Source organism: Mesorhizobium sp. M0751 (assembly GCF_040320265.1).
GTDB lineage: Bacteria > Pseudomonadota > Alphaproteobacteria > Rhizobiales > Rhizobiaceae > Mesorhizobium.
Map to the genome: position 1 here is coordinate 275,717 of NZ_JAMYPH010000005.1, position 25,793 is coordinate 301,509.

The following is a 25,793-nucleotide window of genomic DNA, read 5'->3' on the forward strand; positions in this document are numbered from 1 at the left end:
AAAAAGACCGCCTTCTTACAATTAGCCGCCAAGCCAGATTTGGCAGTTGCAAACTCGCGTTCAGGTATCGACCGCTTCTCTCACGCTCCCCCCATATAAATTTCCATGATCTGCCGGTCGTCGTGCACGTCCCGACGCGTCCCCTCGAAGCGCTTTTCGCCGGCCGCCAGGATGTAAAGCTTGTCCGCAATCGGCATCGCCTCGCGGATGTTCTGCTCCACCATGACAATGCCGATGCCGTGCGCGGTGAGGGTGGTAATGCGTTCGAGCGTCTCGATGACCATGGCCGGCGACAATCCGGCGGAAGGCTCGTCCAGCAGAATGAAGCGCGGTTCCGAAACCAGCGCCCGCGCCAGCGCAAGCATTGCCTGCTCGCCGCCCGAAAGCGAACCGGCCGCGGTACGGCGCCGCCGTGCCAAAGAGGGATATTGCTCGATCAGCGCCTCGATGCGCTGCTCGACTATCCGCCGATCCGCGATGGCGTAGCCACCCATGCGCAAATTCTCCATCACTGTCAGGCGCGGAAACACACCGCCGCCCTGCGGCATCAACACCAGCCCCTGGCGCACCACTTCATGGACGGCAAGGTTGGAGAGTGTTGATTCGCCTAGGCTCGCCGTGCCGCTCCACACCGGCAGCGCGCCGACAATAGCCTTGAGTAGGGTCGACTTGCCACTGCCGTTCGGCCCGAAGATGCAGGTAATCTTGCCAGCTTCCGCGCTCAGCGAGACGCCATGGACGATCTCCTGCTTGCCGTAGCCGGTAACGATGTTGTCGGCGGTGAGCCTGGTGCTCATTGCGGCCGCCCCAGATAGGTCTGCATAACCTCCGAATTGCGAACGATGTCGTTGAAAGGCCCGGCGGCCACGACACGGCCAGCATCCATGACGATGATGCGGTCGCACACGTTCCGCACCATTTCCATGTCGTGCTCGATGACCAGAAGGGTGGTGCCGCGCTCGCGCAGCCGCGCGATGGCATCCACGATGATCTTGCGGATGCTGGGATGGACGCCCGCTGTCACCTCGTCGAGCAGAATGAGTGAGGCCTGGCGCATCACAACGCGCCCGAACTCCAGCAGTTTCTGCTGGCCGCCCGAAAGATCGGATGCGCGGTTGTCTGCGACATGCTCCAGCTTGACCAGCGCCAGCGTATCGGCCGCCCTTTCGCGTGCGCCCCGCCAGTGGCCCTCGGCCGCAGCCGCCAGCAGGTTTTCGGTGACGCTCATATTGTCGAACATGGCCGGAATCTGGAAGGTGCGAGCAAGCCCCAGCCGCGCGATCGCGTGAGCCTTTCGGCCGCCGATGTCGTGACCGTCGAAGCAGATCTGGCCACGATCCGGCGTCACCGTGCCCGATATTAAGTTGAACAGAGTCGACTTACCAGACCCGTTAGGTCCGATCAGGCCGGCGATCTCGCGCCGACCGACGTCAAGGGAGACACCGTTGACGGCCTTGATGCCGCCGAAATGGCAGTGGAGTTCGCGCACGACGAGAATAGGTTCGCCAGTGCCAGCCGTTTTGCCCTCGGCGGCGCTCAACTGGGCCGTCCCGGGCCGCCGACAAGATTGCCGACGGCCTTGTCCAGTACAGTGCCGGACTTGGCCACGCGCCTCGAAAACAGGCTGGCGATGCCGTTCGGCAGGAACAGCACCACCAGCACGATGGCCGCGCCTAATATGGCGATATAGAAGGCGGTGTCACCCCAGTACATCCAGATGATGCGGTTTACGACGAACAACGCCACACCGCCCAGTGCCGGCCCCCACAGGCTGCCCAGCCCGCCCAGCAGCACCATCACCACCATCTGATCGGTGATGTCGCCGCCGAAAACGCTTTTCGGATTGATGAACGTGACCCAGTAGGCGAAGATCGCGCCGAATACCGAGGCGGTGACGGCACTGAGCACGAAGGTCTGCAGCTTGACCAGCGAAGTGTTGATACCGATAGCCTCGGCCGCCGGCTCATGATCGCGCAGCGCCTTGACCTTCAGCCCGAAACGCGAGCGCTCGAACAGCGCCCACGTAATGAGATAGGTGAGCGCAGCCGCGCCAAACATGGCGAAGTAGAAGAAGCGCTCGTCAAGAAAGGGCGGCAGCCCAATGCCGCCGATGCCGCCGGTGAAGTCCATCACCGAGGCGAACTGTATGAGCACCTCGGCGAAGGCCCAGGTGGCTATGGCGAAATAGGCGCCGCGCAGGCGCAGCGTCGGCGCGCCGATGATGATGGCAAACAGCGCCGTCACCACGATACCGGCCGGGAGCGTGGCGAAGAACGGCCAGGCGAGCCTGTCGGCCATTAGCAGCGCCGTAACATATGCGCCGAGCCCGAAGAAGGCCGAATGGCCGAAATTGATGTAGCCGGCATAGCCGCCAAGCATGTTCCAGGAGCAGGCCAGCCCCGCCCACATCAGCGCGCCAGTGGCAATGCGCAGCCAGTAGTTGTTGACCAGCATCGGCAGCAGCGCCAGCAAAACGATTACGGCGATCAGCAGGAGGAGGCCGGCCCAGCTTGGCTTCATGTCCAGCCTCACAAGCCGTGCCGCAGGATCCCGCGCGGAGACACGAGAAGGACGAGAAACAGGGTGCCGAAGATCGCCAGCAGCGAATAGCTCGACCCGACATAGGTCGCGACGAAGGCTTCGATGACGCCGAGCAACAGCGCGGCGACGAGGGCACCGCCGACGGAGCCCAAGCCGGCAAGCACAGCCACGAAGAATGCGAACAGAGTATAGCGCAGGCCGACTTCCGGGTTCACTGAAAATATCGCGCCCATCAGCACGCCGGCCATGGCAGTGATGCCTGCGTAGAGCCCGTAAACAGTGGCGCTGAGGCGGCGGATGTTGACGCCCATCAGTGCGGCGTTCTGCCGGTTTTCAGCCGTCGCTCTGATCGCTAACCCATAGCGGGTGCGGTAGAGAAACAGGAACAGTCCGCCGGCGATGGCGATCGCGAAGACCGCCGCGGCCACGCGGATCAGTGGCACCGTCACCGGCCCGACGGCGAGGCTCTCGCCGCTTAACCCCGTCGGCACGCTGTGGGTATTGAAGCCCCACGCGGTCAGCATGCCGCCGCGCAGCAGCGTGAACAGGCCGAAGGTCAATGCCAGCGCCATCAATTCTGGCCGCGCCGTGCGGCTGTTGCGGACATTGTAGAGGATCGGGCCGATCAGATAACCGATGGCGCCGAACAGCATGAAGGCCACGGGGATCGCCAGGAATCCGTCGACACCCAGTCCGGCACCCATGTAGTAGCCGAGATAGCCCCCCAGCACGACCCAGCCGCCCACCGCGAAATCGATGACGTGCAGCACGCCGAAAGCGAGCTGGAAACCAATCGTAAAAGTGGCGATAACGCCGCCGATCAGAAGGCCATTCAGCAAAGTCTGTAGGAATAGATCCAACGCGGGAACCGTCCGTCAGCCAACGAAAGAGCAGAGTGCCGCGGCAAAGCGGCCGTACACACGATAGCATGGTCCGTCATTTTCCGAGCACGCGCAACCACTGTCATTGCGCCGGGCAAGGGTGATGGCGACGAGGCCGCCCGCACCCTGTCCAGAACCGACTATTTCCAAGCTGGCAGCGGGTAGGTGAGGTCCGCTGCCGCGGCCTCTTTCGGCCCCACCGCTACGATCTTGCCACCCTGAATCTGGATCAGCACCGGCACCGGCTGGACGTTGTCGTGGTAGTGGTTGCCTTCCTTCTCGAACTTGATCGGTCCGTAGAAGGTCTGGATGTCGGTCGCGGCTATCGCGTCCTTAAGAGCCACCCTGTCTTCGGGCGTGAGCGCCGGCTTCTTGCCAAGCCGCTTGACGGCATCGCCGAAAACGAGACCGCTGGCCGCGCAGGCCGCTTCGGTATAGTCGGGCTCGTGCCCAGACTTCTTTTGCGCCATCTCGGCAAACTCCTTTGCGGTGCCGAAGAGGTTGTCCTTATATGGAACTGACGGCAGCCACACGGAGACACCGCAGGTGCCGTCGGCGTCCGCGGCGAGCGCCTGGGCGAAGGCCGGGTCGGTGACGCCATAGTGCATTATCAGCGCCTTGGGCCGGAAGTTCAGCGACTTGGCGGTCTTGACGACATTGATCAGCGGCTCCTCATGGCCGCCGACGGCGACGATATCGGGATTGAGCGCTGCGATCTTAGAGATGACGGGGGTAAGGTCGCCCGAGGCCGGCACCAATTCGTAAGCGACGACTTCCAATCCGGCCTCCTTGGCCCCGTCGCGAAAACCTTCGCCGGTTTCCTTAGAGAAGGGTTCGTTGACGCCGATCACAGCAATCGTCTTGGCCATGGGGTTGGACAGTTTCGCCAGCACGGCCAGCGATTTGCCCGCAGTGGTGTCCACGGCCGGGATGATGCCGAAGTTGAATTCCGGCTTGGCCTTCCAGACGTTTGGCGATTCCGCGGAGCCGGAAATCATCGGCACCTGGTACTTCTGGCAGATCGGCTGCACGGCGATAGTCGAGCCGCTTGTGTAGGGGCCGAAAAGCACGTCGACCTCGTTCTGGACGATCAGGCGCTCGGCGGCATCGGCGCCGGTTGCGGGGTTGCTTTGGTCGTCACCGTAGAACATGTCGACCTTGAAGCGCTCGCCGGCGACTTCAACCCCACCCTTGGCGTTGATGGCCTCCGCCCATAGGTCGTAACCGCGTTTGGTCAGGTTGCCGCCGAGGATGTTCTCGCCCGACAGCGAGGTGATAACGCCGGCCTTGAATGTCGTCACCTGCGCGCGTGCCGCTCGCACAAACGGGCCCAACGGGCCGGCTGCGAAGGCGCCGGCGCTGACGCCGATGAACCGACGGCGCGAAAAACGTTTGTTGTTCGTGAACATCACTCAACTCCCTTCATCCGGTTATCAGATTGGAAACCGACGATATCTCTTGTTTATACCACTGTATGCCTTTTACGCGGACAGAGAAGATATGCCCGGGTCAACAGGCAATGCGTAAGGCGGCTTCGGGTCATCAACGTGTAGAGGCGCCGCAGGCTGTGGATGCTCAATGCCTCGTCGTGCACCAGCTTCGTCGACGAATGCCTTTTAGACGCCGTTGGCGCCGCGAGCAGTTGTAGACGCGGCTCCTATTCTGCACCTAGACAACTTTGCGAGACAACAATGAACGAAGGACTCTAGTCATTAGCGCATTGATTTTTCTGTCAATTTCCTGTGTCTCGCGACACTCCGTCGCACGGTGGACAAACCACTTTTTTGAGAGGCACCAGGCGCGAGATAGCCCCTCGGACCATGGTCGCGAAGAGTGGGATTCGCCGATCACGGCCTCATCGCCAAGATGACACCTTCGGCAGCCTTCTGATTTCTTTAAAACGGTCCCGCAGTTTCGAGAATGGAGCCCCACGGAACCAAATCTGTCCACTCGCGAAGGGGCAGGCCCAAGCCGACAAACGTGGCAACAATGCTTTCATTCCAATTGGGTCACTCGGGCCGTTCTGCGACAAAGAGAGTATCGGAGAGAAGCCCAAGCCGGTCGCGATCCGCGGCGGGTATACGATCTGAATTTATTCGGGTGACCGTAAAGCCGGCGTCCTCGATACGCTCCTTGATATCCGGTCCGTAGGCTCGCACGTGATCCGATCCACCAAAGCGCTCGTCGCGCTCGCTCAGTGACATAGATGGCGCCGCTTCGATCGTTTGGCGATAAATAAGCGGTACCTGGATCCAGACCTGACCTCGGGGCTTAAGAGATGACCAAAGTTGTCGAAACACATGCCGATCATCAGGTACGTGTTCCATGACATGACTTAAGACAACGATATCGAGATCGCTGGTGCGACGCATGTCCATGAGGTCAATTTTCACGGTATCCGGCCCGTACCGTCCCGGCTCGAAATCGCCTTTGATTAGGTTGCCCGCTTGAGAGAGTCTCTTTGAAAGACCTTTCTCGCTCGGCGCAATCTGGAGGATTTGAAGCTGCCCCGCCGGCAACTTGATAAGCCTACGGTCTAGAGCACAAATCAAAAAACGCTCACGATCCACGGCATGACAAAGCGGGCAGACAAGAGTGTACGCTCCGAAACGGTAAAAAGCCGCTACATCGCGATCGCAGGCATTGCAGTGATGAGGCTTGCTCGTGGGGAGGAGCGTCAGGGCAAAGGCTCTGAGCCAATCTCGGTATGAATGAAGTTTGCGTGTGACTCGCCGCACCGTGATACGATCACCATAGCTGCGAAAAAGAGATAGAAGTCGGCTTTCTCGAGCATTGTTCTTCCCTGATGATTTCAGCATGTCGCCTCTAAGGTTTTTTCGCCCAAGGGCCGATAATTAGCGCCAGCTGATATGAAGTCGAGTCTGCGGAGCAGCAGGTGCTCCCGATCGGTCGCTGCCGATGGAGGCCTGGGAGCCAGGCCCTCGCGCCAACGCTGGGACAGCAGCCAGCAGGAACCGCGGTGGCGGGCTGCTGGTCCTATTGTCCTATTCGACAACCCAGCCTTTGAAGAGAAAATTCGATCATCGTCATTGCTGCGCCTTGTCCTGCTTCTCGACAATGGCCCGCATCGTCAAATTCGCCGGCCACTCGCTGCGGGCTGGCCTCGCCTCGTCGGCCGAGATCGACGAACGCGATGTGCAAAAACAGCTCGGCCATACCTCCTCGGAGATGCCCCGCCGCTATCAGCGCCGCAGACATCGCTTCCGCATCAACCTGACCGGGGCTTCCGGCCTCTAAGGAGGCAAAAACCCCCTCCTCTGCCATTATTCCGCCGCTCAGGTTCACGCGAACGCCTTCACCCTGAGCGTCAAGAGACTGGTTTTCCGCCATTCGGGCAGCCCCGGAGCCTCCGGGCCAGTTTCATCGCCAGGACAGTTGGTCTTTCGGCAGCCGACCGCTCAGATCGAACACGTTCACTTTGTGCGGAAGATCGGGGCCCCAGTCCCATAGCACCAGATTGCGGTCTTCCGTCCCCGCGCCCGGAGCAAAACTCGGCACCAGAATTCCAGCGATGCCTTCAGGCCGCAGCCGGTCATAGATGGACCAGGATGCAGGTCGCCCTCCGTCGCTGAGAGCCGTGGCCCACGCGCTGCCCATGTCCGCAAGCGTGACAGAAGATTCTCCCCTCCCCTGCTCGGTTGTCAGATCAGTGATGTCCTCGCAGTCCACGTCATAAGAGCACAGCACGCAGGGGTCGATGCGGTGCGCGAAGCCCTGGTTGGCTTCCTTGACAGCCGTCATGACGGTCAGGGCCAGATATAGCGCGGGCACACCTTTGGGATTGAACCGAGCGCCCCTGATCACCGCTCCATCACCGAAACTCGGCTTGAATGGCCAATGTGGATCTTGCGCCCTGTTCCGACAAACCTCAAGCAAAGCCACCCAGGGCCATGTGATCGAGGTAGTCGCGAACAGCAGCGGCCTTGCCGTCCTTCACGAGGGCTTCGGCGGTCCGTCCACCGAATGCCGGTAGCGGCTGCGCTCGGTACCAGGCCATGGCCTGTTCCTTGCCTCCCGCCCAATCCGTCACGCGGCTGATGATCTCGAGCATCTCGCGCAGACGGCCCTGCGTCTTGGCCGTGCGGCTGCGCTCCAAGCCCGAGCCCGACTCGCGGTCGTAAAAGTCCGAACCGATCTTCAGCTTAGGGATACGTGCCGGAGAAAAAAAGCCGGTTGCGAACAGCGCCGCGAGCACGGGCAGGAACTCGCCGCTGCTCGCCAGCGTCGCGGCATTGGTAGCGCGCCGGCGAGCGTGGAAAAGGAGGACTGCCTATAGGGCACGAATTCGCCGACAACCGGCAATTTCGCAGACCCCCTTTCCGGAACTAAATCGTCCTGCGGAGTCTGGCACGCCATTCGCGAACACGTGCGACGGGGTAGATCATCTCCCCTGCTTCGTTTAGGCGAACCGGAGCTGATCAACCCGGTGCGGTCGAGAGGCACATGACAGGCCAGGAATCGCCCGTTGACAACTTCCCTGAAGCTGTACATTTTTGGTGTAGCGCATTCTGATCCTTGACAGGGGCACGTCCTACGCGCTGTCTGTCTGCGACAGCGGTTTTGAACTGCGCCTCCCCCCACATCCCAAAATTGTTTCACCGATAAGGACGGAGGATTCTCCATGGCCGATGCCCAATGTGTGTGCGGCGCACTCAGACTTATGATGCGAGAGCCAACAAAACTGGTTGCCGCATGTCATTGTTTAGCCTGCCAGCGGCGAACCGGTACATCGTTCAGCGTCAACGCGTTCTATGCAACTGATACCGTCGAGATTTCGGGAGTTGCAACGGAGTTCATTCGCGTTGCCGATAGCGGCCGCAATGTCCGCATGTATTTTTGCCCAACCTGTGGTTCGACAGTCTATTGGAAGCCTGATGCTCAACCCACAATAATCGGCGTGGCCGTTGGTGCATTGGCCGATCCAGACTTTCCGCCCCCAATGATATCGATATTTGAGAGATATAAACATCATTGGGTAACTCTTCCTGAAGAGACCGAGTGCTTCCAGGCGAGTATGATAAAAGAATACTCGCCTGATCTGACGCGAAGGTCACTTTAGCGTCAGCATTCCCGGATGGAGCCTTATTGCTGTTCCATCTTTGCCCGCGCAGACTCCTCCGGATGAGGTTAGAGTGTGTCGGCCAAGGAGACGGGACGAATGGAGCTGTCGAAAGCGGCCAGAGCGGGCGCGGCGCGTGGATATAGGGACGCCGTTCTGCCCGCGGCGTTGCCAGCGCGCCCGCATCGCAGACGATGACCCTGCCCGCTATCGGCTCGAATGCCGCACGGAAATGCTGCATCGACTTCAGAACCAACACGCGGCGAGCCGTCGGTTCTATCCCGAAAGTGCGCAATTGCTGAAGATCGCATCTGCTGCGCTTCTGAAACGATCGGGACTTCGATCCCCTCAATATCGATTACGGCGTGGCCGACCTCCACCGACCCAGTTCGCGGCGCCGATGAACCAGATCCGCAAGGCCGTCTTCTCACGACGGGCGGAGCGAGCTTCGCCCGCAGCCTCGTCGCCCAGGGACTGGTCGACCGGTTTGCCCTGCTGGTGGCCCCCGTGGCGCTGAGCAAAGGCCTGCCGCTGTTCTCCGAACTCGCCGCGCCGATGTCTCTCAAGCTTGTGAGCTCGAAAGCCTTTCCGGGGAGCGCAGTGGCGCAGATTTATCGGCCGGCATGAGCCCCTGCCGAAAGTCCGGTTGCCGGTAGTCTATCTACTCTTGGACAACCTATTCATTCAGCGTGCGACCCTTCCATCAGACTAGCTAATTTCCCGAGCGATGAATCGGCAGGCTCTTCGGCACGGTGCGTGCCCTGCGTGACGTCTCCCAATACGCAACAAGGCCCCTCGCGGGGCCTTGTCCTATTAATTTTGCCCTGAACTCATTTCCCCATCATCTGCTTGGCATTCTCTGGCGTGATCGCGGTGGTAGCCACCGTCACCGTCGGCTCAACCGACGAAGCACAATCAAGCAGAATCTTCTTCGACATCTCGATCGCCTCCTTGGCGCCGGTCGGGTAGGTGAAGGTTGCCGCCCAGTCGCCCTTGGCCACGGCCTCGATGCCGCCGGCCGGGCCCGGCAGGCCGTCGGTGCCGATAATCTTGACCTGCTTGCCCGCGCCCTTGGCTGCAAGCAGCGCGCCGGCTGCCATCATGTCGTTCGAGGCGTAGAGCACCTTGATGTCGGGGTGCGCTTGCAGCATGGCAGAAAAGGCGGTCTGAGCTTTGTCGGGCACCCAGTCGGCGGCCTGCTCGGCCACCACCTGGATCTTGCCATTTTCCTTCACACCATCCTTGAAGCCGTTGAGCCGCTCCACCGCCGGCGTCGAACTTGGCAGGCCTTCAAGCACCGCTGCCTCGCCGCCTTCCGGGAGCAGGGTCTTTGCGGTGTATTTTCCTGCTTCGAGAGCGATCTTGTAATTGTCGCCGCCGATGAATGCCGTGTAGTCCTTGCCGGGATCGCCGACCGTCTTGCGGTCGAGTTCGATCACCGGGATGCCGGCGTCCATGGCACGCTTCACCGCGGGCGTCAGCGGTGCCGCCTCGAAGGGCGAGATCAGCAGAAGATCGACTTTTTGAGTGATGAAGTTGTCGACCTGCGAGGTCTGCGTGTTGACGTTGCCGGCGCCATCGGCGATCTGCAGTGTAAGCTGCGGCACGGCCTTCACCGCCGCAGTCAGCTCGTCATTGACATGCTGGCGATAGGGCTCGGCATTGTTCGCCTGGGAAAAGCCAATGATGAACTGGCCGTCCTTGGCGCAGGCCTTGACCATAGGGTCGGCGGCCTCTGCGGTGCCCGCCATGCACAGGCACGTGCCGGCGAGCAGTCCAAGCCGCCAGGCACGCCACGATCCTCGTTCTATGGTTCTCATGCTCTCTCTCCTCCTTTTGGGGCCGCTGCGGCCAGATCTTGGTTTCTAACGCCTTCCACTTGCCGCCGTCTGCATGCTATCTGCCCAAACCCTCGCGGCGGCGAACAAGGGATTGAAGCACTGCCGCCAGCACGATGATCGCGGCGGTCGCGAGCAACTGCATGGCCGGGGTGATGTTGTTGAGCTGAAGGATGTTGGCGAGCGCGCCGAGCATGATAGTCCCGGCGACGGTGCCGACCATAGAGCCGGCCCCACCGAACAGGCTTGTCCCGCCAATGACCACTGCTGCGATTGCCGTGAGCTCATAGCCCATGCCGTCATTGGCGCTGCCGAAATTGAACTGGCCGGCATGAACGATGCCGGCAAGGGCGGCGGCAAAGCCGGTGATGGCATAAACCGACATCTTGACCACCGAGACCGGCACGCCGGAAATACGCGCCGCCCGCTCGTTGCCGCCGACGGCAAAGACATAGCGGCCGAAGCGCGTGGTGTTCAGTACCAAGGTGGCAATGGCGGCGAAGACGATGAAGACAATGGTCGCCACCGGCACGGTGTTGTTGAACAGACGCTCGCCCAGCACCGCGAAAACAGGTGGCGCCAGGCCGGGACCGTCGCCATAGGAAATGTTGATGTACTGGTTGCCCGAAACGACCAGCGCGAGCCCCCGCGCCGCCTGCAGGCCAGCGAGCGTGACAATGAACGGCTCGAGGCGAAAGCGGCTGGAAATCATGCCCTGGATCATGCCGAAGACGGTGCCCATTGCCAGCACAGCAAGGACGGTCGGGATAAGCCCGAAGCCGCCGGAGATCATCATCGTTGCGGTAACCACGCTGGAGAGACCGAGCACGGCGCCCACTGAAAGGTCGATGCCGGCGGTGATGATGACGAAGGTCATGCCGATGGCAATGATGCCGGTTTCAGACACCGCGCGCACGATGTTGGCCATGTTGTCGGGCGCAAGGAACAGGATCTCGCCATGGCGCCTCGGCGAGAAGATGACGCCGCCGATCGCGACCAGCACCAGGCCGATCAAGCTCTGGAAGCGCACGACCAAAGCGAGCGGATCGCGATGCACGGGTGCTGCCGCCAACGGCACGCCTGCAGCCGAAGTCGTCTCGTCAGACATCAGGTCTCCTTGCCGTTTGCTGCGGCCAGCACCGTGTGCTCGTCGACGCCGCCGATGAATTCCGCTACGTTGCGCCCCTGGCGCAGCACTACGATGCGATCGCATAGGCCGATCAGCTCAGGCATTTCGCTGGAGGCGACCAGAATGCCCAACCCTTGAGCGGCCAGTTGCCTCAGCCGCGCATAGATCTCGCCTTTCGCACCGACATCGACGCCGCGCGTCGGCTCGTCGAGCAGCAGAAGACGCGGATTGCCTAAGATCTCCTTGGCCAGTACCACCTTCTGCTGGTTGCCACCTGAAAGCGCGCCGACGGCGATGTCGGGGTTCTTTGGCCGGATGTCGAACTGACCGAAGGATTGTTTCACCGCCTCCGCCTGCCGGCCCGGCGACATCAGTCCGGCCGGCGAGAGGCGGCGGATCACCGACATGACCAGGTTGAGGCCGACAGCCATCCTCAGCATTAGCCCGCTGCCGCGACGGTCGTCCGTGACGAAGGCGATGCCAGCCGCTCGAGCCGCCCTGATCGAGTTGAGCTTCACCTGACGCCCGTCGAGGGCGATGTCGCCCTCCCAGCGACCGGAGAGGCCGGTGCCGTAAAGCGCGCTGAGAAGTTCGGTCCGCCCTGCCCCCATGATGCCAGCCAGTCCGACGATCTCCCCTTCATTCACATCGAGGGAAAGCCCTGTCGGGGCCTGCCAGCCGGCACTGTCGCGCGTCAGCCGGAAGGTTGCATTACGCAAGCTGAGGAGCGCCCGGCCGACTGCTTTAGCGCGCTGGGGATAAAGCTCGTCGAGGGGACGCCCGACCAGCAGCCGCACCAACTCGGCTTGCGGGGCGTGCGGCTCGGTGACTCCGGCAACGCGCCCGTCGCGCATCACCGTCACCCGGTCTGCGATCTCGGGCACTTCCTCCAGCCGGTGCGAGATATAGACGATACCGATGCCGCTGGCGGCTAGCTTGCGCATGATGTCGAACAGCCTTTCGACCTCGCTCACCGTCAGAGCCGCCGTCGGCTCGTCCATGATCAGCACGCGCGACGCGTAGGACAGCGCCTTGACGATCGCCACCACCTGGCGCTGGCCGATCGAGAGATCGGCGACCAGTCGTGCCGGGTCAATGGCGAGTTCGATCGCTTCCAGCCGTCTGTGGGCCTCGCGGCGCATCGCCGCCACATCGAGCAAGCCGCCCGGGCGCACTAACTCGCGGCCCAGGAAGAGGTTCGACGCCACATCGAGCGTCGGCACGAGATCGAGTTCCTGAAAGATGGTGGCAATGCCGGCGCCCTGGGCTTCGCGTGGATTGCTGAAGCGCACTGGCTTGCCGTCGATCTCAATCACGCCCTCGTCCGCCGCATAAACTCCCGACAACAGGTTCATCAATGTCGACTTGCCGGCACCGTTCTCGCCCAGCAGGGCGTGGATCTCGCCTCGCTTGAGATCGAAATCGACTCCCCGTAGTGCCTGGACGCCGCCGAAGCGTTTTACGGCGCCTGTAACCGATAGAAGCGGCGCGCTCATGCCGGCCTCCCGCAAGATTGGCGGGCATGCAGCGTCGCCTGAAGCCGCACCGAGCGGGGCTCGATATCGGTGGATGCAATTCGGGCACTAAGCAAGGATGCCGCCTGCCGGCCGATTTCGGTGCAAGGCTGCGCAATAAGGGTCAGTCGGGGCTCAAAACAGTCGGCCCATTCGAAGTCGTCAAAGCCGACAAGTGAAAGATCCCGAGGTATTGCGAGACCTTTTTCGCGAACCGCTCGGACCGCTCCGATCGTCGCCATATTGTTGCCGGTGACCAACGCTGTAGGTGGCGAAGGCAATGACAACATCGCGTGGGTCGATGCCGTAGCGCTCGCCGTGTCGACGTTCCCGGGCGGCAGATATTCCGGCACGTAGGCAAGTCCGTTGGCCATCAAAGCTGACTTGAACGCATCGATACGTTCGCGAGTCGTAGCAAGGCCCGGCTGCCCTGCAATGAACCCAATCCGCTGGTGGCCGAAAGATGCGACGTGATCGATAAGAGCCCGCATCGCGGATTGGTTTTCAACGCCGATCTGGTCGAAGCGTTCGTCGGCGAAGCGGTCGATCAAGACGCAGGGCAACTTCTTCTCGGCCAGATAGTCGATCGCCCGCTGCGGCGCGCCCGATGGCGCCAGAATGACGCCGTCGACCCGCCGCTGATGGAAAGCACGGACCACCGAAAGTTCGCGATCCGGGTCGTCCTGGGTGTCGGACAGGAAAACCATAAGACCGAGACGCGCGCACTCGGCCTCCACTGCGCAGATGATGTCGGTGAAATAGGGATTGGAAATTGCCGAGATTGCCAGGCCGACGCTGTTGGTCGTCGAGGCCTTGAGAGACCGCGCCAGCTCGTTGGGCTGATAGCCCATCGAGGCAATCACGTCGTTGATGAGCTTCGCCTTCTCGGGCGATACAAAACGGGTGCGGTTGACGACATGCGACACGGTCGAAACCGACACGCCCGCGCGGCGCGCCACTTCAGCCATTGTCGGCATGGCGGCTCAAATGGGGTGCTCGCAAGCGCTCCTCCCTAACTGCGTTTCCCATTCGCTCTTGTTCTGATTGGCGCATTGAGCGAAACGATACCGCAGTCGAAACGTTTGCGCAATCGTTTCGATGCTCATGAGGGCCGTTTCTAACCTCTCGAAAATGGCCAATTGTAGCGCTGTCAGCCGCAATGCCTGGAATAGAATTCTGTATTCTGGCCCAGCAGTGGTGATAGACGCCGCAATGATCTGGCTTGGCCTCGACACCGAGCTCTTCACTCGCTGGTCTTCGGCAATAGCCAACAGCGTTGAATAAGACCTCATTGTCACAATCTTTGGTGGGGGGAACCTGGTTGACGCATGAGGCGCCCGTGCGGCGCCGTGCCCGTGGTCGCCATGCTTGCAGCACCCCAGTGGCTGAAGTCGTCGAAGCTGTGGGTTGGCGATGCGGTGGCAACGGACGTTGGGCGGAGATGGGTTACAAGCCAGTGACGCTTCGAACGGCCGCCGAGTATTTCGTTCGCTCCTTCCCTGAGCTTCGAAGTTTGTCGCTGGGTCCCGGCCTTTTATCGTGTTATGCTAATAAACCAAAAAGACCTTCCTTGAAGGGAAACGGAAATGTCCGCCATGTCAGCGTTGACGCGGACTTTCATTGCCGCTGTTCTTGTCGGCGGCGCGCTCGTCATGTCGTCGGCCATCGGAGCGGGAGTTACCGACGATGTCGTGACGGCAACGCGACTCGCGGAATTGCTCCGGGCGGGGCGAAGTATCATCTCGAACTATCAGACGCTCATCAATGACCCTGCTCTTGGCGACAAGCACCTCGACGGTGAGCGCATTGCGAGAGAGGCCATCGTCGCTTACTCAAAACACACCGGTCACGACCCGCTTTCCGGGGAATTGACTGAGCGCGACCGTCGTCTGCTTGAGGCCCAGATTGAGGCGATGCGAGAGGTGGTGAACGAACAACAAGATAACATCAACCGCTCGGGAACCGCTTTCAAAGGGTTCGTGCCGGCCGTGTTTGCGCGTCTGATGAATGACAAGTTCGCCGCCAAGGCCGGCAGCGAAGCTCGGGTGCGGGTGACTGCGCCAGAGCAACTCGTGCGCAACCGCAAATCGCTTCCGGACGCCTGGGAAGCACAGATCATCAAAAGCGTCTTGCTAGATCGGCAGAGAGCGAAGGGAGAAGCCTATACGGAAGTCACAGCGGTGGATGGACGCCAGGCATTTCGAATGCTGTTGCCCGAATACTATACTGGCTCGTGCCTTTCCTGTCACGGCGAGCCGAAGGGCGAGATCGACGTGACAGGATATCCAAAGGAGGGCGGCAAAGCGGGCGATCTGGGAGGCGCGATCAGCATCGTCTTGTTCAAATGAGCGCTTTGGAACAATCACCCCGAGTGAAAGCGGTTTCGGCGCCGGCGAGGCCCCTTGCACGTCGCTTTGCGAATCTACCGATTTCGGCCCGCATAGCTGCGCTGACAGCGGCCGGCCTTATCAGCCTCATCCTATCCTCCATTTTTCTCACACAGGCACTTTATCGCAGTGCAGATCGAACCGCGGAGACCAAGGCATTTTTCGACGCCGCGTCCACTGCGGCTGCGGCGCACGTAACATTCGGCGAATTGCGATACTGGCTCACCGACCTGTCGGTTAGCTTGTTGATGAATTCGCAGCGTAATGCCGAGCAGGCGCGCGAGCGACTCCTGGCACACCTGGACCGCCTTTCAAAATCATCACCGGATGCGGTCAGGGAAATCCGCGTTGAGATCGATGCCTATGTCAAAACAGCGTTAGAGGCGGCAGACAGCTATACTCAAGACAACCGCATCATCGGCAACACTCTCCTCGCCCAGGCGCGCACCCACAGCGCAAATGTGGATGCTGCGCTTAACAAACTCGTTGAACGAGCGAGCGCCGAGGCAGAAGCCGCCCGGAACGAGGTCGTAACGGAAACCCAGAAAACGGCGACCACTGCTGCTGTTCTGGTGGCCATCGTGGTGATGATCGGGTCGCTTCTCACCATCCTTGTCCTTCGCTCGATCGTCGGCCCGTTGCGGCGGCTAAACCGGGTGATCGGAAATCTGACGGAAGGACGTTACGACGTCGAAATACAGGCAGAGGGAGGGGATGAGCTCGGCGCGATGGCGCGGACGCTTCGGCTTTTCCGGGCGAGCGCAATTGAAAAGCAAAGACTGGAAGATGAGGCGGAGCGGCAAAGACGGACGATCGGAGCGGCACTCGAGGCGATTTCTGACGGATTTGTCCTGTTCGACTCGGAGGACAAGGTCCTTCTTGCCAACAGCAAATACTGCGAAATCTTTCCCGATAATGAGCGAGCTACTCTGCCTGGGAAAAGCCTTCAGGATATTCTGAAAAGACGCTTGGCGAGCGGGCACGTCGACCTTGAGGGCGCGTCGCCGGAGGAGTGGATTGCGAAGAGGCTGCGCATCCAGAAGGATCCGGCAGGCTTCGTCCACGAGGGGCGCTTCGGAGAACGCTGGGTCCGCGTCAGCAAACGAAAGACCCCTGACGGCGGAACCGTCGCCATTTATACCGACATCACGGAACTGAAGCAGAGAGAGGTCGAACTCGAGCGGGCCAAGAGTCATGCTGAAGCGGCAAATGAGGCCAAGAGCAGCTTTCTCGCGTCCATGAGCCACGAGCTACGCACTCCACTGAACGCGATCATTGGCTACAGCGAGATGCTGATCGAAGAGGCGAGCGGCCAGCAAATGAACGAGTTCGTGCCAGATGTGGAAAAGATCGCCGGGGCCGGTCGCCATCTCCTCGCGCTCATCAACGACATCCTCGATCTGTCGAAGATCGAGGCAAATAAGATGGCAAATTTCCTGGAGACTTTCGACGTCGCCGACTTATTGCGCGATGTCCAGGCCACAGTCGCGCCACTGATGGCGAAAAACCGAAACAGTTTCGTCCTGGACCTCGCGGGCGACCTCGGGAAGATGCATTCCGACCAGACGAAGTTGCGTCAGAACCTCTTCAATCTCCTAAGTAACGCGGCCAAGTTCACCGAGGGGGGCCGTGTAACGCTGGCGATTCGACGCGAGAGGAGATCGGACGGCGACTGGCTGATATTCAGAGTATCCGACACCGGGATCGGGATGACGCCAAAGCAGCAAGAACGGCTCTTTGACGCTTTTACGCAGGCAGACGCCTCCACCACTCGCAACTATGGCGGGACGGGATTGGGCCTCAGCATAACCCGGAGTTTCTGCCGCATGATCGGAGGCGTTGTAACCGTCAAGAGCGAGTTAGGAAAAGGCTCGACCTTCACAATGCAGATTCCAGCCGAGTGCAACGAAGATCCTGGCGAGCAGAAACCAGCCGAGCCGCTGTCGTCGAGGCCGTCGGAACAGACGGTTCTGATCATAGATGACGAACCAGCCGCCCGAACTCTCATCGCCAAGGCCTTGGCAGAGGTGGGACTGGCATCGATCGAAGCAGCAAGCGGCGAGGAAGGCATAGCCGCAGCGCGAGCGCATCGCCCGGCCGCGATCGTTCTCGACATCATCATGCCGCATCAGGACGGCTGGTCAGTGCTGCGCTCCCTGAAGGCCGATAAGGAGCTCTGCGAGATTCCGGTAATCCTTGCGACGATACTTGCAGATCGCGAACTCGGCCTCTCACTCGGTGCGGTCGAATACCTCACCAAGCCGATCGACACCCGGAGGCTTATTCGAACGATAGAGGCTTGCGGCGGCGGCAACCGCGATGTGCTTGTTATTGACGACGATCAAGCCTCGCGCGACTTCCTTCGGCGTATCCTGATCAAGAAGGGTTGGCGGGTTCACGAGGCAAGCGATGGCCTGCGGGGCCTCAAGCTGATGAAGCGATTGCTGCCGCGTCTGGTCCTCCTTGACCTGCTGATGCCCGAAATGGACGGGTTCCAGACGCTGAACGAGATGCAGCAGGTGCCCGAACTGCAAAACATTCCGGTCGTCGTCGTAACTTCGAAGGATTTGTCGGCGGACGAACTCAAATGGCTTCGCGACAGGGCGGTCTCGGTTGTGACCAAGGGCGCAAACAGTCGGTCCCAGTTGGTCGAGGCCCTCGAGCGCCAGATCTTCCCACTTGAGTCGACGGGTGCCGGCAACGCCGATCGCGGAAGCGCCCCTATAGTTGAAGGAAGCCAGAGATGACGAGGATCCTTCTCGTAGAAGACAACGAATTGAACCGCGACATGCTCTCGCGACGGTTGCTGCGGCGTGGGTTCGAAGTCCTCATTGCGGAAAACGGACAATCGGGGGTGGAACTCACCGTTTCGGAAAGGCCCGATCTCATCCTCATGGATATGAGCTTGCCGGTCATGGACGGGTGGGAGGCGACGCGGCGGATCAAGGCTGATCCGGCCACCTCCGGAATCCCGATCATTGCGCTTTCTGCACACGCGATGGCCAGCGATCGCGAAATGGCGCTCGAGGCCGGCTGCGATGACTACGATAGTAAGCCGGTGGAACTGTCGCGACTTGTCGGGAAAATTGAACAATTGCTCGCCGCGAATCGATGAGGCTCGGGCGGACGGTATGAAAATATGACTGCCAAGAACAAGTTCCAACGGCATGCGATCGCCGTCCATCTGGCACAGCAGCTCGCCGGACCGGCGCGGGCAATCTCAGGACTTCAGGAGTTGCTGACCGAACAGGTACAGAGCCTCGGTCTGGTCCACATAACACCCGACCTACAGAAGGTCGGCGCCGCGGCTTGCGAACTGAATAGCCTGATCAACAGCCTGATCCACGGCAAAGCCGATAATGAGAACCGGGCAGGGGCCGAGATCGAGGCGAAACTGCGCCACGACTTGCGAACGCCGCTCAACGCGATCATCGGCTATTCCGAAATGATTCGTGAAGAAGCCGAAGAATTGCGCGAATATGCGCTGGAAGAGGATGTCACGGTGATGCTCGCCGCGGCGGCCGAGTTGTTGGCGCATGTCGATGCAATTGCCGGCCTCTCACGCGCACCCGACAGCGAGGAACCGCGGACCACGGATCAGGCTGAGATCGATGCGGCAGGGCTCGAACGGGCACTGATCAAGGCAGAGCACGACGCAAGCTCCGGCCACGGTGGGCGCATACTTGTCGTCGACGACATCAACAGCAACCGCGGTCTCCTCTCGCGCCGCTTGCAACGTGACGGTCATCAGGTAGTCACTGCCGAGTCCGGTCCATCAGCGCTGGCTCACCTCGCGGAACACGAGTTCGACCTGGTTCTGCTTGACCTCCTGATGCCGGACATGAACGGCATCGAGGTGCTCTCGCGATTGAAAGCGGAGCGCCGATGGCGGCATATCCCTGTCATCATGATATCGGGGTTGGACGAAGTGGACGCGGTGGTCCGCTGCATCGAGGCGGGGGCGGACGACTACTTGCCTAAACCTTTCAATCCGGTCCTGCTGCGCGCCCGGATCAACTCGAGTTTGGAGAAGAAACGTTGGCTCGACCGCGAGCACCAGTATCTTCGGCGGATCGAGGCGGAGAAGCGGCGGGCTAACTCGCTTCTACATGCGATCCTGCCCGGTCAGATCGTGGCACGGCTGCAACGGGGCGAAGAGTTCATTGCCGACCGGTTCGATGAAGCGACCATCCTTTTTGCCGATATTGTCGGTTTCTCGAGCATAGCGGCAAGGTTGCCGCCGGCGGACCTGATCAAGCGCCTCGATGGGCTATTCAGCACGTTCGACGTCTTGGCGGAGAAGCATTCCGTGGAGAAAATCAAGACCATCGGAGACGCCTATATGGCTGCAGGCGGTGTTCCGGAACCGGCAGCTGACCATGCCGACAGGATCGTGGCACTGGGGAAATCGATGCTGGACGCGTTGAAGCCCTTAGCGTGGGGCAACGATAGTTTTCGGATCCGCATTGGCGTGCACACGGGACCGGTGATCGCGGGCCTGATCGGCCGGCATCGATTCGTCTACGACGTCTGGGGTGAGACCGTGAATATTGCAAGCCGGCTCGAGTCTCAGGGCGTGGCCGACCGCATGCAGATTTCGGAGGCAACCAAGCAGGCCCTGCGTACCTCCTGGAAGCTCGAACCGCGCTGCAATGTAGAACTGGCAGGTGTCGGCAGGATTGAAACCTATCTCGTTCAACACTGATGGGAACAATGTCTGACTGCCTAAGGGAATTTCGCGAAGCGATGCTTGGGGTCGCAACGATTGCATGCAGCACTAGCGTTCCACTTTCACCCGGAGTTACCTCATGAACAGGCGTCAGAGCCTTCTATTTCTCGCCGGAGCATCGGCCGCCGCAGCCAACACAAGCTTGTTACGCGATATCGTCGCGTCCGGCCTTCCTGCTGCCGGTGCGCGTGCTCGGCAAGCTATTCCGCCGCCTGTTCCTCTCTCGGTTGGTCGCGCTGCACGACGCCGGCCGGCTCGCCTTCTTCGGCGCAATTGCTCATCTCGCGGAACGGCGGGCATTCCTGCGCCACCTGTCGCCGGTCCGGAAGAAGCGCTGGGTGGTCTACGCCAAGGCGCCGTTCGCCGGGCCGGAGGCGGTGCTCGCATACCTGTCGCGCTACACCCATCGGGTCGCGATCTCGAACAGCCGCCTGATCGCCTTCGACAAGAACAGTGTCACCTTCCGCTATAAGGATTACCGCCGTGACAGCGCCAACCGCCAGCAGGTCATGGTGCTCGCGATTGAGGAGTTCATCCGCCGCTTCCTGCTCCATGTCCTGCCGCGCGGCTTCCATCGCATCCGCCACTACGGCCTGCTCGCAAGCGGCTCCCGCAAGGACTGCCTTGCACTCGCCCGCCAACTGCTCGCGGCCGCGCCTCCCGCCACGAACGATCCATCGGCGGAACCAGACAACTTCCGTCCGCCATGCCCATGCTGCGGCGGCCGCATGATCGTCATCGAGACTTTCGAACGGTGGAGGCAGCCGCGCGGACCGCCGACCGCATCGGGACCGGACCGGGGGAGCTGTCCATGACCCGGCATGGTATGGTCCAGCCTTCAGCCGCAGGCACTCAGCCTCCGGCAACGGATCGACGCGCGTCCATGGAGATCATCGAGGCCGACAGAGCCGCGCCCAGCCGCCCACCGTTCCGACAACACCGCGCGGAGGCGCAACGAAGCGGTCCGGCCGCATCAAACCCGCCGCTTTCCGGCCGCGGTCGCGACATCGCCGACATCAGCCGCAAATCGAAATCCCCATAGCCATCGGCTGTGGCCCGCGGGTTCCTTCCTCGGGGACTTTCGTGCGCCTGCCGGCGCCCGAAACTCTTCACGACAGCAGACCGTCCGGTGCTAGGGTACCCAGCACGCAAGCGGACATGTGAGACCTCGGTGCGAAGGTCCGGGATCAGGCCCATTGCGAACGTACGTGTTGGTTCGCATGCGCTGAAGCGCCTTATCGTTCAGTCTCGCGGCACATAGATCATATGGACCGTATCGTCATCGATCAATGTGCTCGACACCAGTTGCAGCGGAGGCCTTGCCTCGTGGAAGAAAGGCTTGCCCCTGCCGAGCACGAACGGCCTCACGTGCAGGTGATATTCCTCGATCAGGCCCAGCCTGGTCATAAGGCTGGCCAGTTCCGGACCGGAAACGCTCAGGGTACCGTCCGTGCGGGCCGCGATCTCGCGAATCTGCGTTTCAATATCGCCGGAGATGAGCGTGGCCTTCGGGCCGACCCCTGAAAGCGTGCGCGAAACGACCCATTTGGGCAGCTTGCGCCAGAGTGTCGCGAACTGGCGAAGCGAAGCATCCCATTCCGCGTGATCATCGTCCCAGTAGCGCATGACCTCGTACATCCGGCGGCCATACACGGCGCCGGCATGGTTGCGAATCGTCTCGATCCAGTAATCGAAGTGCTTCTGGCCTGGTGCGCCCATGACCAGATTTCCGGCAAGGTCATCGACATAGCCATCGATGGAGACGTTCATTCCCAAGATAAGTTTGCCCATGACCAGCCCCTTCTCATAGTGGGTTCACAGATTAAACTGATTGCAGTTTGCAATCGGTCAACGCTATCGCAACTGTTTGCAAATCGCAAGCGGTATGAAACGAAGCGTTCATGCCGCAAACGAGCCCTGCGTTGTCCCATCAACCTTACACTTGAACAGCTGGGTGACTGGTGGCCTATCCGCTGACCGGAAGAGCTGGCGAGTGCAAGACATCCGCTACCGGCGCACAGATGCCGTCACGCAGAAAGCAATGTGGTGTCTGCTTTCGGGCAGAGGCAACGGCTGACTCTAAGACCGACATGGGCGCATACCAGCCATTCAACAGCAGACCGTCCGAATTCCAGTCGTATCATCGCTCCCACATCGTCGATTGGAGAATAGCCTGCATATGCTCTGCGAGGTCGAGTTCGCCGCGCGCCTCGATCTCTAAAAGGTATCGGGCCTTGGCCAGGCGATCCGCTTCCCCAACCGCAGCATAGCTGCAGATGGCGAGCAGCGCCCTCTCCTCCTCCCAGCTGGCTCTGGCGGACTCATTTCTTCCACCGCCTACTTCGTGCAAGGCTTCGCCGAAGGACGAGTATGCTTTCTTGTGCACGTCAATCAGCGTTCGCAGTTTATTGGATGGTTCTGGGTCTTGGCCCGGCGACTCTGTGCCGAGTGCCGTTGCCGCAACCGTCGAGGCGACGACTGCGCTGCCGGAGTGGAAGAGTAGCGCGCGGCGGCTGATCCTGGACGTGGCGAACTCTCCATTTGCTTCGAGGGCTATGGAAACGGTGACGTAACATCATCAGACCGTAACACGCCGGTTTGCGCATTCGTGTCAGGATGGAGGGTCCCATGTCATCCGACAGCCACTGCGGCTGGGCGATGGCAGCGTCCGCATCTCGGACAGGATGCCGCGCCCTACAAGCCGCGATGGGAGCTTGAACGGGACAAGCTTGTCGCTGCCGGGGCGCTTCCAAGAGACCTTGAAGCCTATGCATCCCCAGTGCGGCGGGGAGCGCCAGCCGACAAGCCTGCGCTCGGCCGCCATCCTACGGCCGACGCTGACGATGTCGGCCCTCGCCGAGCTGCAACGACCACCTCCCAGGCAGCCGTGCCGACCACCGATCGCTGGCTGAAGTACTTTGCTGGCAACGACGCGGCACGTAAGCAGGCGGAATATCACGCGGAATTGCGCCGTCAGAAGCGCCTAGAAGAGCGAGCGAAGCGGCAGAAAAAGCGCGCTCGGCTGCGCTTTGCGGTGAGCCCGGATGTGCGTAACCGCGCCGTCCAGGCGTTCTGGGCCAAGCATGTCGAGGCGATGAACTGGAGCGGCATGGGCATCCGTGAATACGCCGCCGCGCTGCATCTTTCGCCGACAAGCCTGCGCACATGGCGTGACCGACTGGACGAGGGTGAGATGGTTGTGCGGTTGTGCTTTGCGAGGCTTTGTATCCATCGTCGTTCCTCGTAGATGTTACGACAAAACACGAATCTATTCTCTAGATTGCGATCGCACTTTTTGGCGTCAGGCTCCGATGCGCCGTGCAGTCTTCCGCGCTCTGCGACGGGGTAGTTGCGCTGCCTATTTGCAGCGATCGAGCCGTCGCGGCGTATTCTTCCATCAGACTGACGGAGCATCGCCACAAGCAATCGAGCGCGTCCGGCCCGTCTCGCGATCGGCGCGGCCGCTGGCAGGATAACGTCCGTTCCGTCGTTCCTGGTCTGCATCGGTCCTCATCCGCCGGGGCGGATTCCCTTTGTCTCAGTTGGCGTCCGTCAAACTGCGGACACCATGCGTTGGAACTGCCGCCGCACCGCTCATCGATGCACACCCAGAAGCTTGCGGGCCTTGGCATGCGCGCGCTGCGGGGCTGTGGCCCGATCCGCGGCCGCATCGCCCACATAGAACGTGCCGTCGCTCCAGAGCGCATGCATGACCACCACCAGCTTGCGCGCCACCGCGACGCAGGCCTTGCGGTGGCAGGAGCGCTTGGCGATCGCCTCACCCCAGCTTTTGACCTTGTCCCTACCCTTGAGGCGCGTCAGCATTCCCGACGCCGCCTCGTAGAGCGCGCGTTGCACATCCGCGTCGCCTGCCTTCGAGATGCGCCCCTGGATGTCAATCGAGGAGCCCGACTGCCAGCGCCGCGAGGTCAGCCCGAAGTAGGCCGCAACGTCGCGCGAACGGCGGAAGCGCGACGGATCGTCGATCGCGGTCATGAAAGAGAGCGCCGTCACCCGCCGACACCCGGGATGGCCATGAAGCGCCGGCAGGGCTCGCTGCGCGCGACGATCTTCACGATGAGATCATGCAGGCGGCAATACTATCGCCACAGCGCCGCGCGTGCCGCCAGCATGGCGTCCATCAGCTCGGCCGACAGCGGATCATCCGCCACAGCCTGGCGCACCGCCGGTGCGTTAGCAAAGCCCCTTTCGGTAGCAGCTTTCCGATTTGATGCAGGCCCCGCGAAACCCGCCCGTACGCATCATATGGGTAATGCCCAGCGCATCGGCCTGTCGGTTACGGTGACGAGACGAACAGGATATAAAGCTATTCGGCAGCAGCAGGTCGAGGAAAGCCTCACCGTCATGAAACCGATGAACGAAGAGCATCTTGCGATTCTACGCAGGCACATGGTCGAGATGATTGCGATCCATGCCGACCTTGCAAGCGAAGAACTCGGCAAGGCAACGCTCGATGAGCGGGTGATGGCATCGATGCGGCGGGTCCCGCGACATCTCTTCGTACCAGCTGCGGTCGCGCCTTACGCCTACCAGGACATGCCGCTGCCGATCGGCTTCGATAAGACCGTCTCGCAACCCTTCATTGTCGCTCTGATGACCGATCTCCTTACTCCCCAACCGCACGAAGCAGTGCTCGAGATCGGGACCGGCCTAGGCTATCAATCCGCAATCCTCGCGGAACTCGCAGGACAAGTTTGGAGCGTCGAAATCATCGAGGAATTTGCAAGCCATGCCGAGGCTCTGCTGCAGGGCCTTGGCTTCTCGAATGTCGCCATTCGTGTCGGAGACGGGTCTCGCGGCTGGCCCGAGCACGCCCCATTCGACAAAATCCTGGTTAGCGTGGCGGCTGCGCGGACACCGCCGGCTTTGCTGAATCAGCTCAAGCCAGGGGGACGCCTTGTTCTGCCTTTGGCGTCTGATGAAGTACAGTTTCTGACTATCATCGACAAGGATGCTGCTGGGCAACTCAAGACTCGGAAACTCATCCCGGTTCGGTTCAGCCGGCTTGAAACCATCTAACGAGGTGCGCACAACTGGCGCGACTTCGCTTTTCCGACCGTCAGCCGGATGCCGCCAGCTCCGCACCCTTCTCGTCGCGATCTCCGACTGTCAAACTCGATCCTCGTAGAACTCAATGGGGAGACCGTCGGGGTCTGCCACGAAAGTAAACGAACGTCCTGTGTGAGGGTCTATGCGGATAGGCTCAACTTCGACGCCTCGTGCCCGAAGCAACCGGGCTGTCGCCTCTACTGAGTCCACCGAGAATGCTACGTGCCGTAGTCCGCATGCCTCAGGCCTGGTCGGCCGGCTTGGTGGCATGGGAAAACTGAACAATTCGATCTGGACAGGACCATGCCGCAAGTCGCACTTCCAAGATTGCTTTTCGGCGCGCCAATTTTCGTCGACGATGACGAAATCGAGTTTGCTATAGAACTCCTTCGACAGCTCGTAGTCACTGCAGATGATTGCAATATGATGGAATCCTAGAAGCAACGAACTAACCCCACATGAGCATGGACAAGGCTGACGCCGCAGATAATAGCAGCCTTGAATCAAGAGAAGGACTGCCGCCTAGATGAATGGATCGATCAAGCTTGTCCCTGAGCGCATTTTTCGCCAGCGCCCGCACTTCGGCTGGTGGCGCGAGACAGGAAAAGCTTCAGGACGGCCAAT

22 protein-coding genes and 4 pseudogenes are annotated in these 25,793 nt (G+C 60.9%); 10 read left to right on the forward strand and 16 right to left on the reverse strand.

Features of this window, described 5'->3' with window-relative positions; genetic code table 11:
• Window positions 1–80: 80 nt before the first annotated feature.
• The 6 genes from NKI19_RS11465 to NKI19_RS11490 all read right to left on the reverse strand — a co-directional run bounded on the left by NKI19_RS11465 (window position 81) and on the right by NKI19_RS11490 (window position 6,241).
• Entirely contained in the window at window positions 81–797 is a 717-nt protein-coding gene (locus NKI19_RS11465) for an ABC transporter ATP-binding protein (protein ID WP_352565902.1), read from the reverse strand.
• Complete coding sequence (locus NKI19_RS11470) at window positions 794–1,540, reverse strand: ABC transporter ATP-binding protein (protein WP_352565900.1); 747 nt, start codon at window positions 1,538–1,540, stop codon at window positions 794–796. Before NKI19_RS11470 ends, NKI19_RS11465 begins: the two co-directional genes overlap by 4 nt.
• Entirely contained in the window at window positions 1,537–2,520 is a 984-nt protein-coding gene (locus tag NKI19_RS11475) for a branched-chain amino acid ABC transporter permease (RefSeq protein WP_352565898.1), read from the reverse strand. The genes NKI19_RS11470 and NKI19_RS11475 overlap by 4 nt, the downstream gene beginning before the upstream one ends.
• A gap of 8 nt (window positions 2,521–2,528) precedes the next feature.
• Complete coding sequence (locus tag NKI19_RS11480) at window positions 2,529–3,401, reverse strand: branched-chain amino acid ABC transporter permease (protein WP_352565896.1); 873 nt, start codon at window positions 3,399–3,401, stop codon at window positions 2,529–2,531.
• 161 nt (window positions 3,402–3,562) lie between these two features.
• Window positions 3,563–4,831, reverse strand: a complete 1,269-nt coding sequence (locus NKI19_RS11485; RefSeq protein ID WP_352565894.1) for an amino acid ABC transporter substrate-binding protein — start codon at window positions 4,829–4,831, stop codon at window positions 3,563–3,565.
• Window positions 4,832–5,431: 600 nt separating this feature from the next.
• Window positions 5,432–6,241, reverse strand: a complete 810-nt coding sequence (locus NKI19_RS11490; protein ID WP_352565893.1) for a methyltransferase domain-containing protein — start codon at window positions 6,239–6,241, stop codon at window positions 5,432–5,434.
• 265 nt (window positions 6,242–6,506) lie between these two features.
• Here NKI19_RS11490 and NKI19_RS11495 point away from each other — a divergent pair.
• Window positions 6,507–6,680 (forward strand): annotated as a pseudogene (locus NKI19_RS11495) (integrase); the annotation flags it as partial.
• 123 nt (window positions 6,681–6,803) lie between these two features.
• On the opposite strand, the gene NKI19_RS11500 reads toward NKI19_RS11495, so the two are convergent.
• Window positions 6,804–7,319, reverse strand: coding sequence for an RES family NAD+ phosphorylase (locus NKI19_RS11500; protein ID WP_352565949.1), 516 nt, complete (start codon window positions 7,317–7,319; stop codon window positions 6,804–6,806).
• Window positions 7,312–7,593 (reverse strand): MbcA/ParS/Xre antitoxin family protein, encoded by a 282-nt coding sequence (locus NKI19_RS11505; RefSeq protein ID WP_352565948.1) that lies wholly within the window; start codon window positions 7,591–7,593, stop codon window positions 7,312–7,314. Before NKI19_RS11505 ends, NKI19_RS11500 begins: the two co-directional genes overlap by 8 nt.
• Before the next feature lie 471 nt (window positions 7,594–8,064).
• On the opposite strand from NKI19_RS11505, the gene NKI19_RS11510 reads away from it, so the two are divergent.
• On the forward strand, window positions 8,065–8,502 hold the full coding sequence (locus tag NKI19_RS11510; RefSeq protein WP_352565891.1) for a GFA family protein: 438 nt from the start codon (window positions 8,065–8,067) through the stop codon (window positions 8,500–8,502).
• 202 nt (window positions 8,503–8,704) lie between these two features.
• Here the strand turns inward: NKI19_RS11510 and NKI19_RS11515 are convergent.
• A pseudogene (locus NKI19_RS11515) lies at window positions 8,705–8,761 on the reverse strand (hypothetical protein); the annotation flags it as partial.
• 98 nt (window positions 8,762–8,859) lie between these two features.
• Here NKI19_RS11515 and NKI19_RS11520 point away from each other — a divergent pair.
• Entirely contained in the window at window positions 8,860–9,129 is a 270-nt protein-coding gene (locus NKI19_RS11520; RefSeq protein WP_352951133.1) for a dihydrofolate reductase family protein, read from the forward strand.
• 203 nt (window positions 9,130–9,332) lie between these two features.
• On the opposite strand, the gene NKI19_RS11525 is transcribed toward NKI19_RS11520, so the two are convergent.
• From NKI19_RS11525 to NKI19_RS11540, 4 genes are all read right to left on the reverse strand, one after another.
• Window positions 9,333–10,322: a substrate-binding domain-containing protein gene (locus NKI19_RS11525; RefSeq protein ID WP_352565890.1), complete on the reverse strand. Its 990-nt coding sequence runs from the start codon at window positions 10,320–10,322 to the stop codon at window positions 9,333–9,335.
• A gap of 76 nt (window positions 10,323–10,398) precedes the next feature.
• The gene (locus NKI19_RS11530) at window positions 10,399–11,448 is read right to left on the reverse strand and encodes an ABC transporter permease (protein WP_352565889.1); all 1,050 of its coding nucleotides are present in this window, start codon (window positions 11,446–11,448) and stop codon (window positions 10,399–10,401) included.
• Entirely contained in the window at window positions 11,448–12,965 is a 1,518-nt protein-coding gene (locus NKI19_RS11535; RefSeq protein WP_352565887.1) for a sugar ABC transporter ATP-binding protein, read from the reverse strand. Before NKI19_RS11535 ends, NKI19_RS11530 begins: the two co-directional genes overlap by 1 nt.
• Window positions 12,962–13,960: a LacI family DNA-binding transcriptional regulator gene (locus NKI19_RS11540; protein ID WP_352565886.1), complete on the reverse strand. Its 999-nt coding sequence runs from the start codon at window positions 13,958–13,960 to the stop codon at window positions 12,962–12,964. The genes NKI19_RS11535 and NKI19_RS11540 overlap by 4 nt, the downstream gene beginning before the upstream one ends.
• A 609-nt stretch (window positions 13,961–14,569) precedes the next feature.
• On the opposite strand from NKI19_RS11540, the gene NKI19_RS11545 reads away from it, so the two are divergent.
• The 5 genes and pseudogenes from NKI19_RS11545 to NKI19_RS11565 form a co-directional block, all read left to right on the forward strand.
• Entirely contained in the window at window positions 14,570–15,331 is a 762-nt protein-coding gene (locus NKI19_RS11545; protein WP_352565884.1) for a Tll0287-like domain-containing protein, read from the forward strand.
• On the forward strand, window positions 15,328–18,117 hold the full coding sequence (locus NKI19_RS11550) for a response regulator (protein ID WP_352565882.1): 2,790 nt from the start codon (window positions 15,328–15,330) through the stop codon (window positions 18,115–18,117). The genes NKI19_RS11545 and NKI19_RS11550 overlap by 4 nt, the downstream gene beginning before the upstream one ends.
• Window positions 18,114–18,485 carry a response regulator gene (locus NKI19_RS11555; RefSeq protein WP_352565881.1) on the forward strand — a complete coding sequence of 124 codons (372 nt, stop codon included), beginning with the start codon at window positions 18,114–18,116 and terminating at the stop codon, window positions 18,483–18,485. Before NKI19_RS11550 ends, NKI19_RS11555 begins: the two co-directional genes overlap by 4 nt.
• A 24-nt stretch (window positions 18,486–18,509) precedes the next feature.
• The gene (locus NKI19_RS11560) at window positions 18,510–20,075 is read left to right on the forward strand and encodes an adenylate/guanylate cyclase domain-containing protein (RefSeq protein WP_352565879.1); all 1,566 of its coding nucleotides are present in this window, start codon (window positions 18,510–18,512) and stop codon (window positions 20,073–20,075) included.
• A 176-nt stretch (window positions 20,076–20,251) separates the two neighbouring features.
• Window positions 20,252–20,914, forward strand: a pseudogene (locus tag NKI19_RS11565) (IS91 family transposase); the annotation flags it as partial.
• Between the two features lie 427 nt (window positions 20,915–21,341).
• On the opposite strand, the gene NKI19_RS11570 reads toward NKI19_RS11565, so the two are convergent.
• Complete coding sequence (locus tag NKI19_RS11570; protein ID WP_352565878.1) at window positions 21,342–21,890, reverse strand: dihydrofolate reductase family protein; 549 nt, start codon at window positions 21,888–21,890, stop codon at window positions 21,342–21,344.
• Between the two features lie 1,096 nt (window positions 21,891–22,986).
• Here NKI19_RS11570 and NKI19_RS11575 point away from each other — a divergent pair.
• Window positions 22,987–23,346 carry a hypothetical protein gene (locus tag NKI19_RS11575; protein ID WP_352565876.1) on the forward strand — a complete coding sequence of 120 codons (360 nt, stop codon included), beginning with the start codon at window positions 22,987–22,989 and terminating at the stop codon, window positions 23,344–23,346.
• 347 nt (window positions 23,347–23,693) lie between these two features.
• Here the strand turns inward: NKI19_RS11575 and NKI19_RS11580 are convergent.
• A pseudogene (locus tag NKI19_RS11580) lies at window positions 23,694–24,413 on the reverse strand (transposase); the annotation flags it as partial.
• A 51-nt stretch (window positions 24,414–24,464) separates the two neighbouring features.
• Here NKI19_RS11580 and NKI19_RS11585 point away from each other — a divergent pair.
• Window positions 24,465–25,139, forward strand: a complete 675-nt coding sequence (locus NKI19_RS11585; RefSeq protein ID WP_352565875.1) for a protein-L-isoaspartate(D-aspartate) O-methyltransferase — start codon at window positions 24,465–24,467, stop codon at window positions 25,137–25,139.
• Between the two features lie 90 nt (window positions 25,140–25,229).
• On the opposite strand, the gene gloA2 is transcribed toward NKI19_RS11585, so the two are convergent.
• Complete coding sequence (gloA2, locus tag NKI19_RS11590) at window positions 25,230–25,676, reverse strand: SMU1112c/YaeR family gloxylase I-like metalloprotein (RefSeq protein ID WP_352951130.1); 447 nt, start codon at window positions 25,674–25,676, stop codon at window positions 25,230–25,232.
• Window positions 25,677–25,793: the final 117 nt, after the last annotated feature.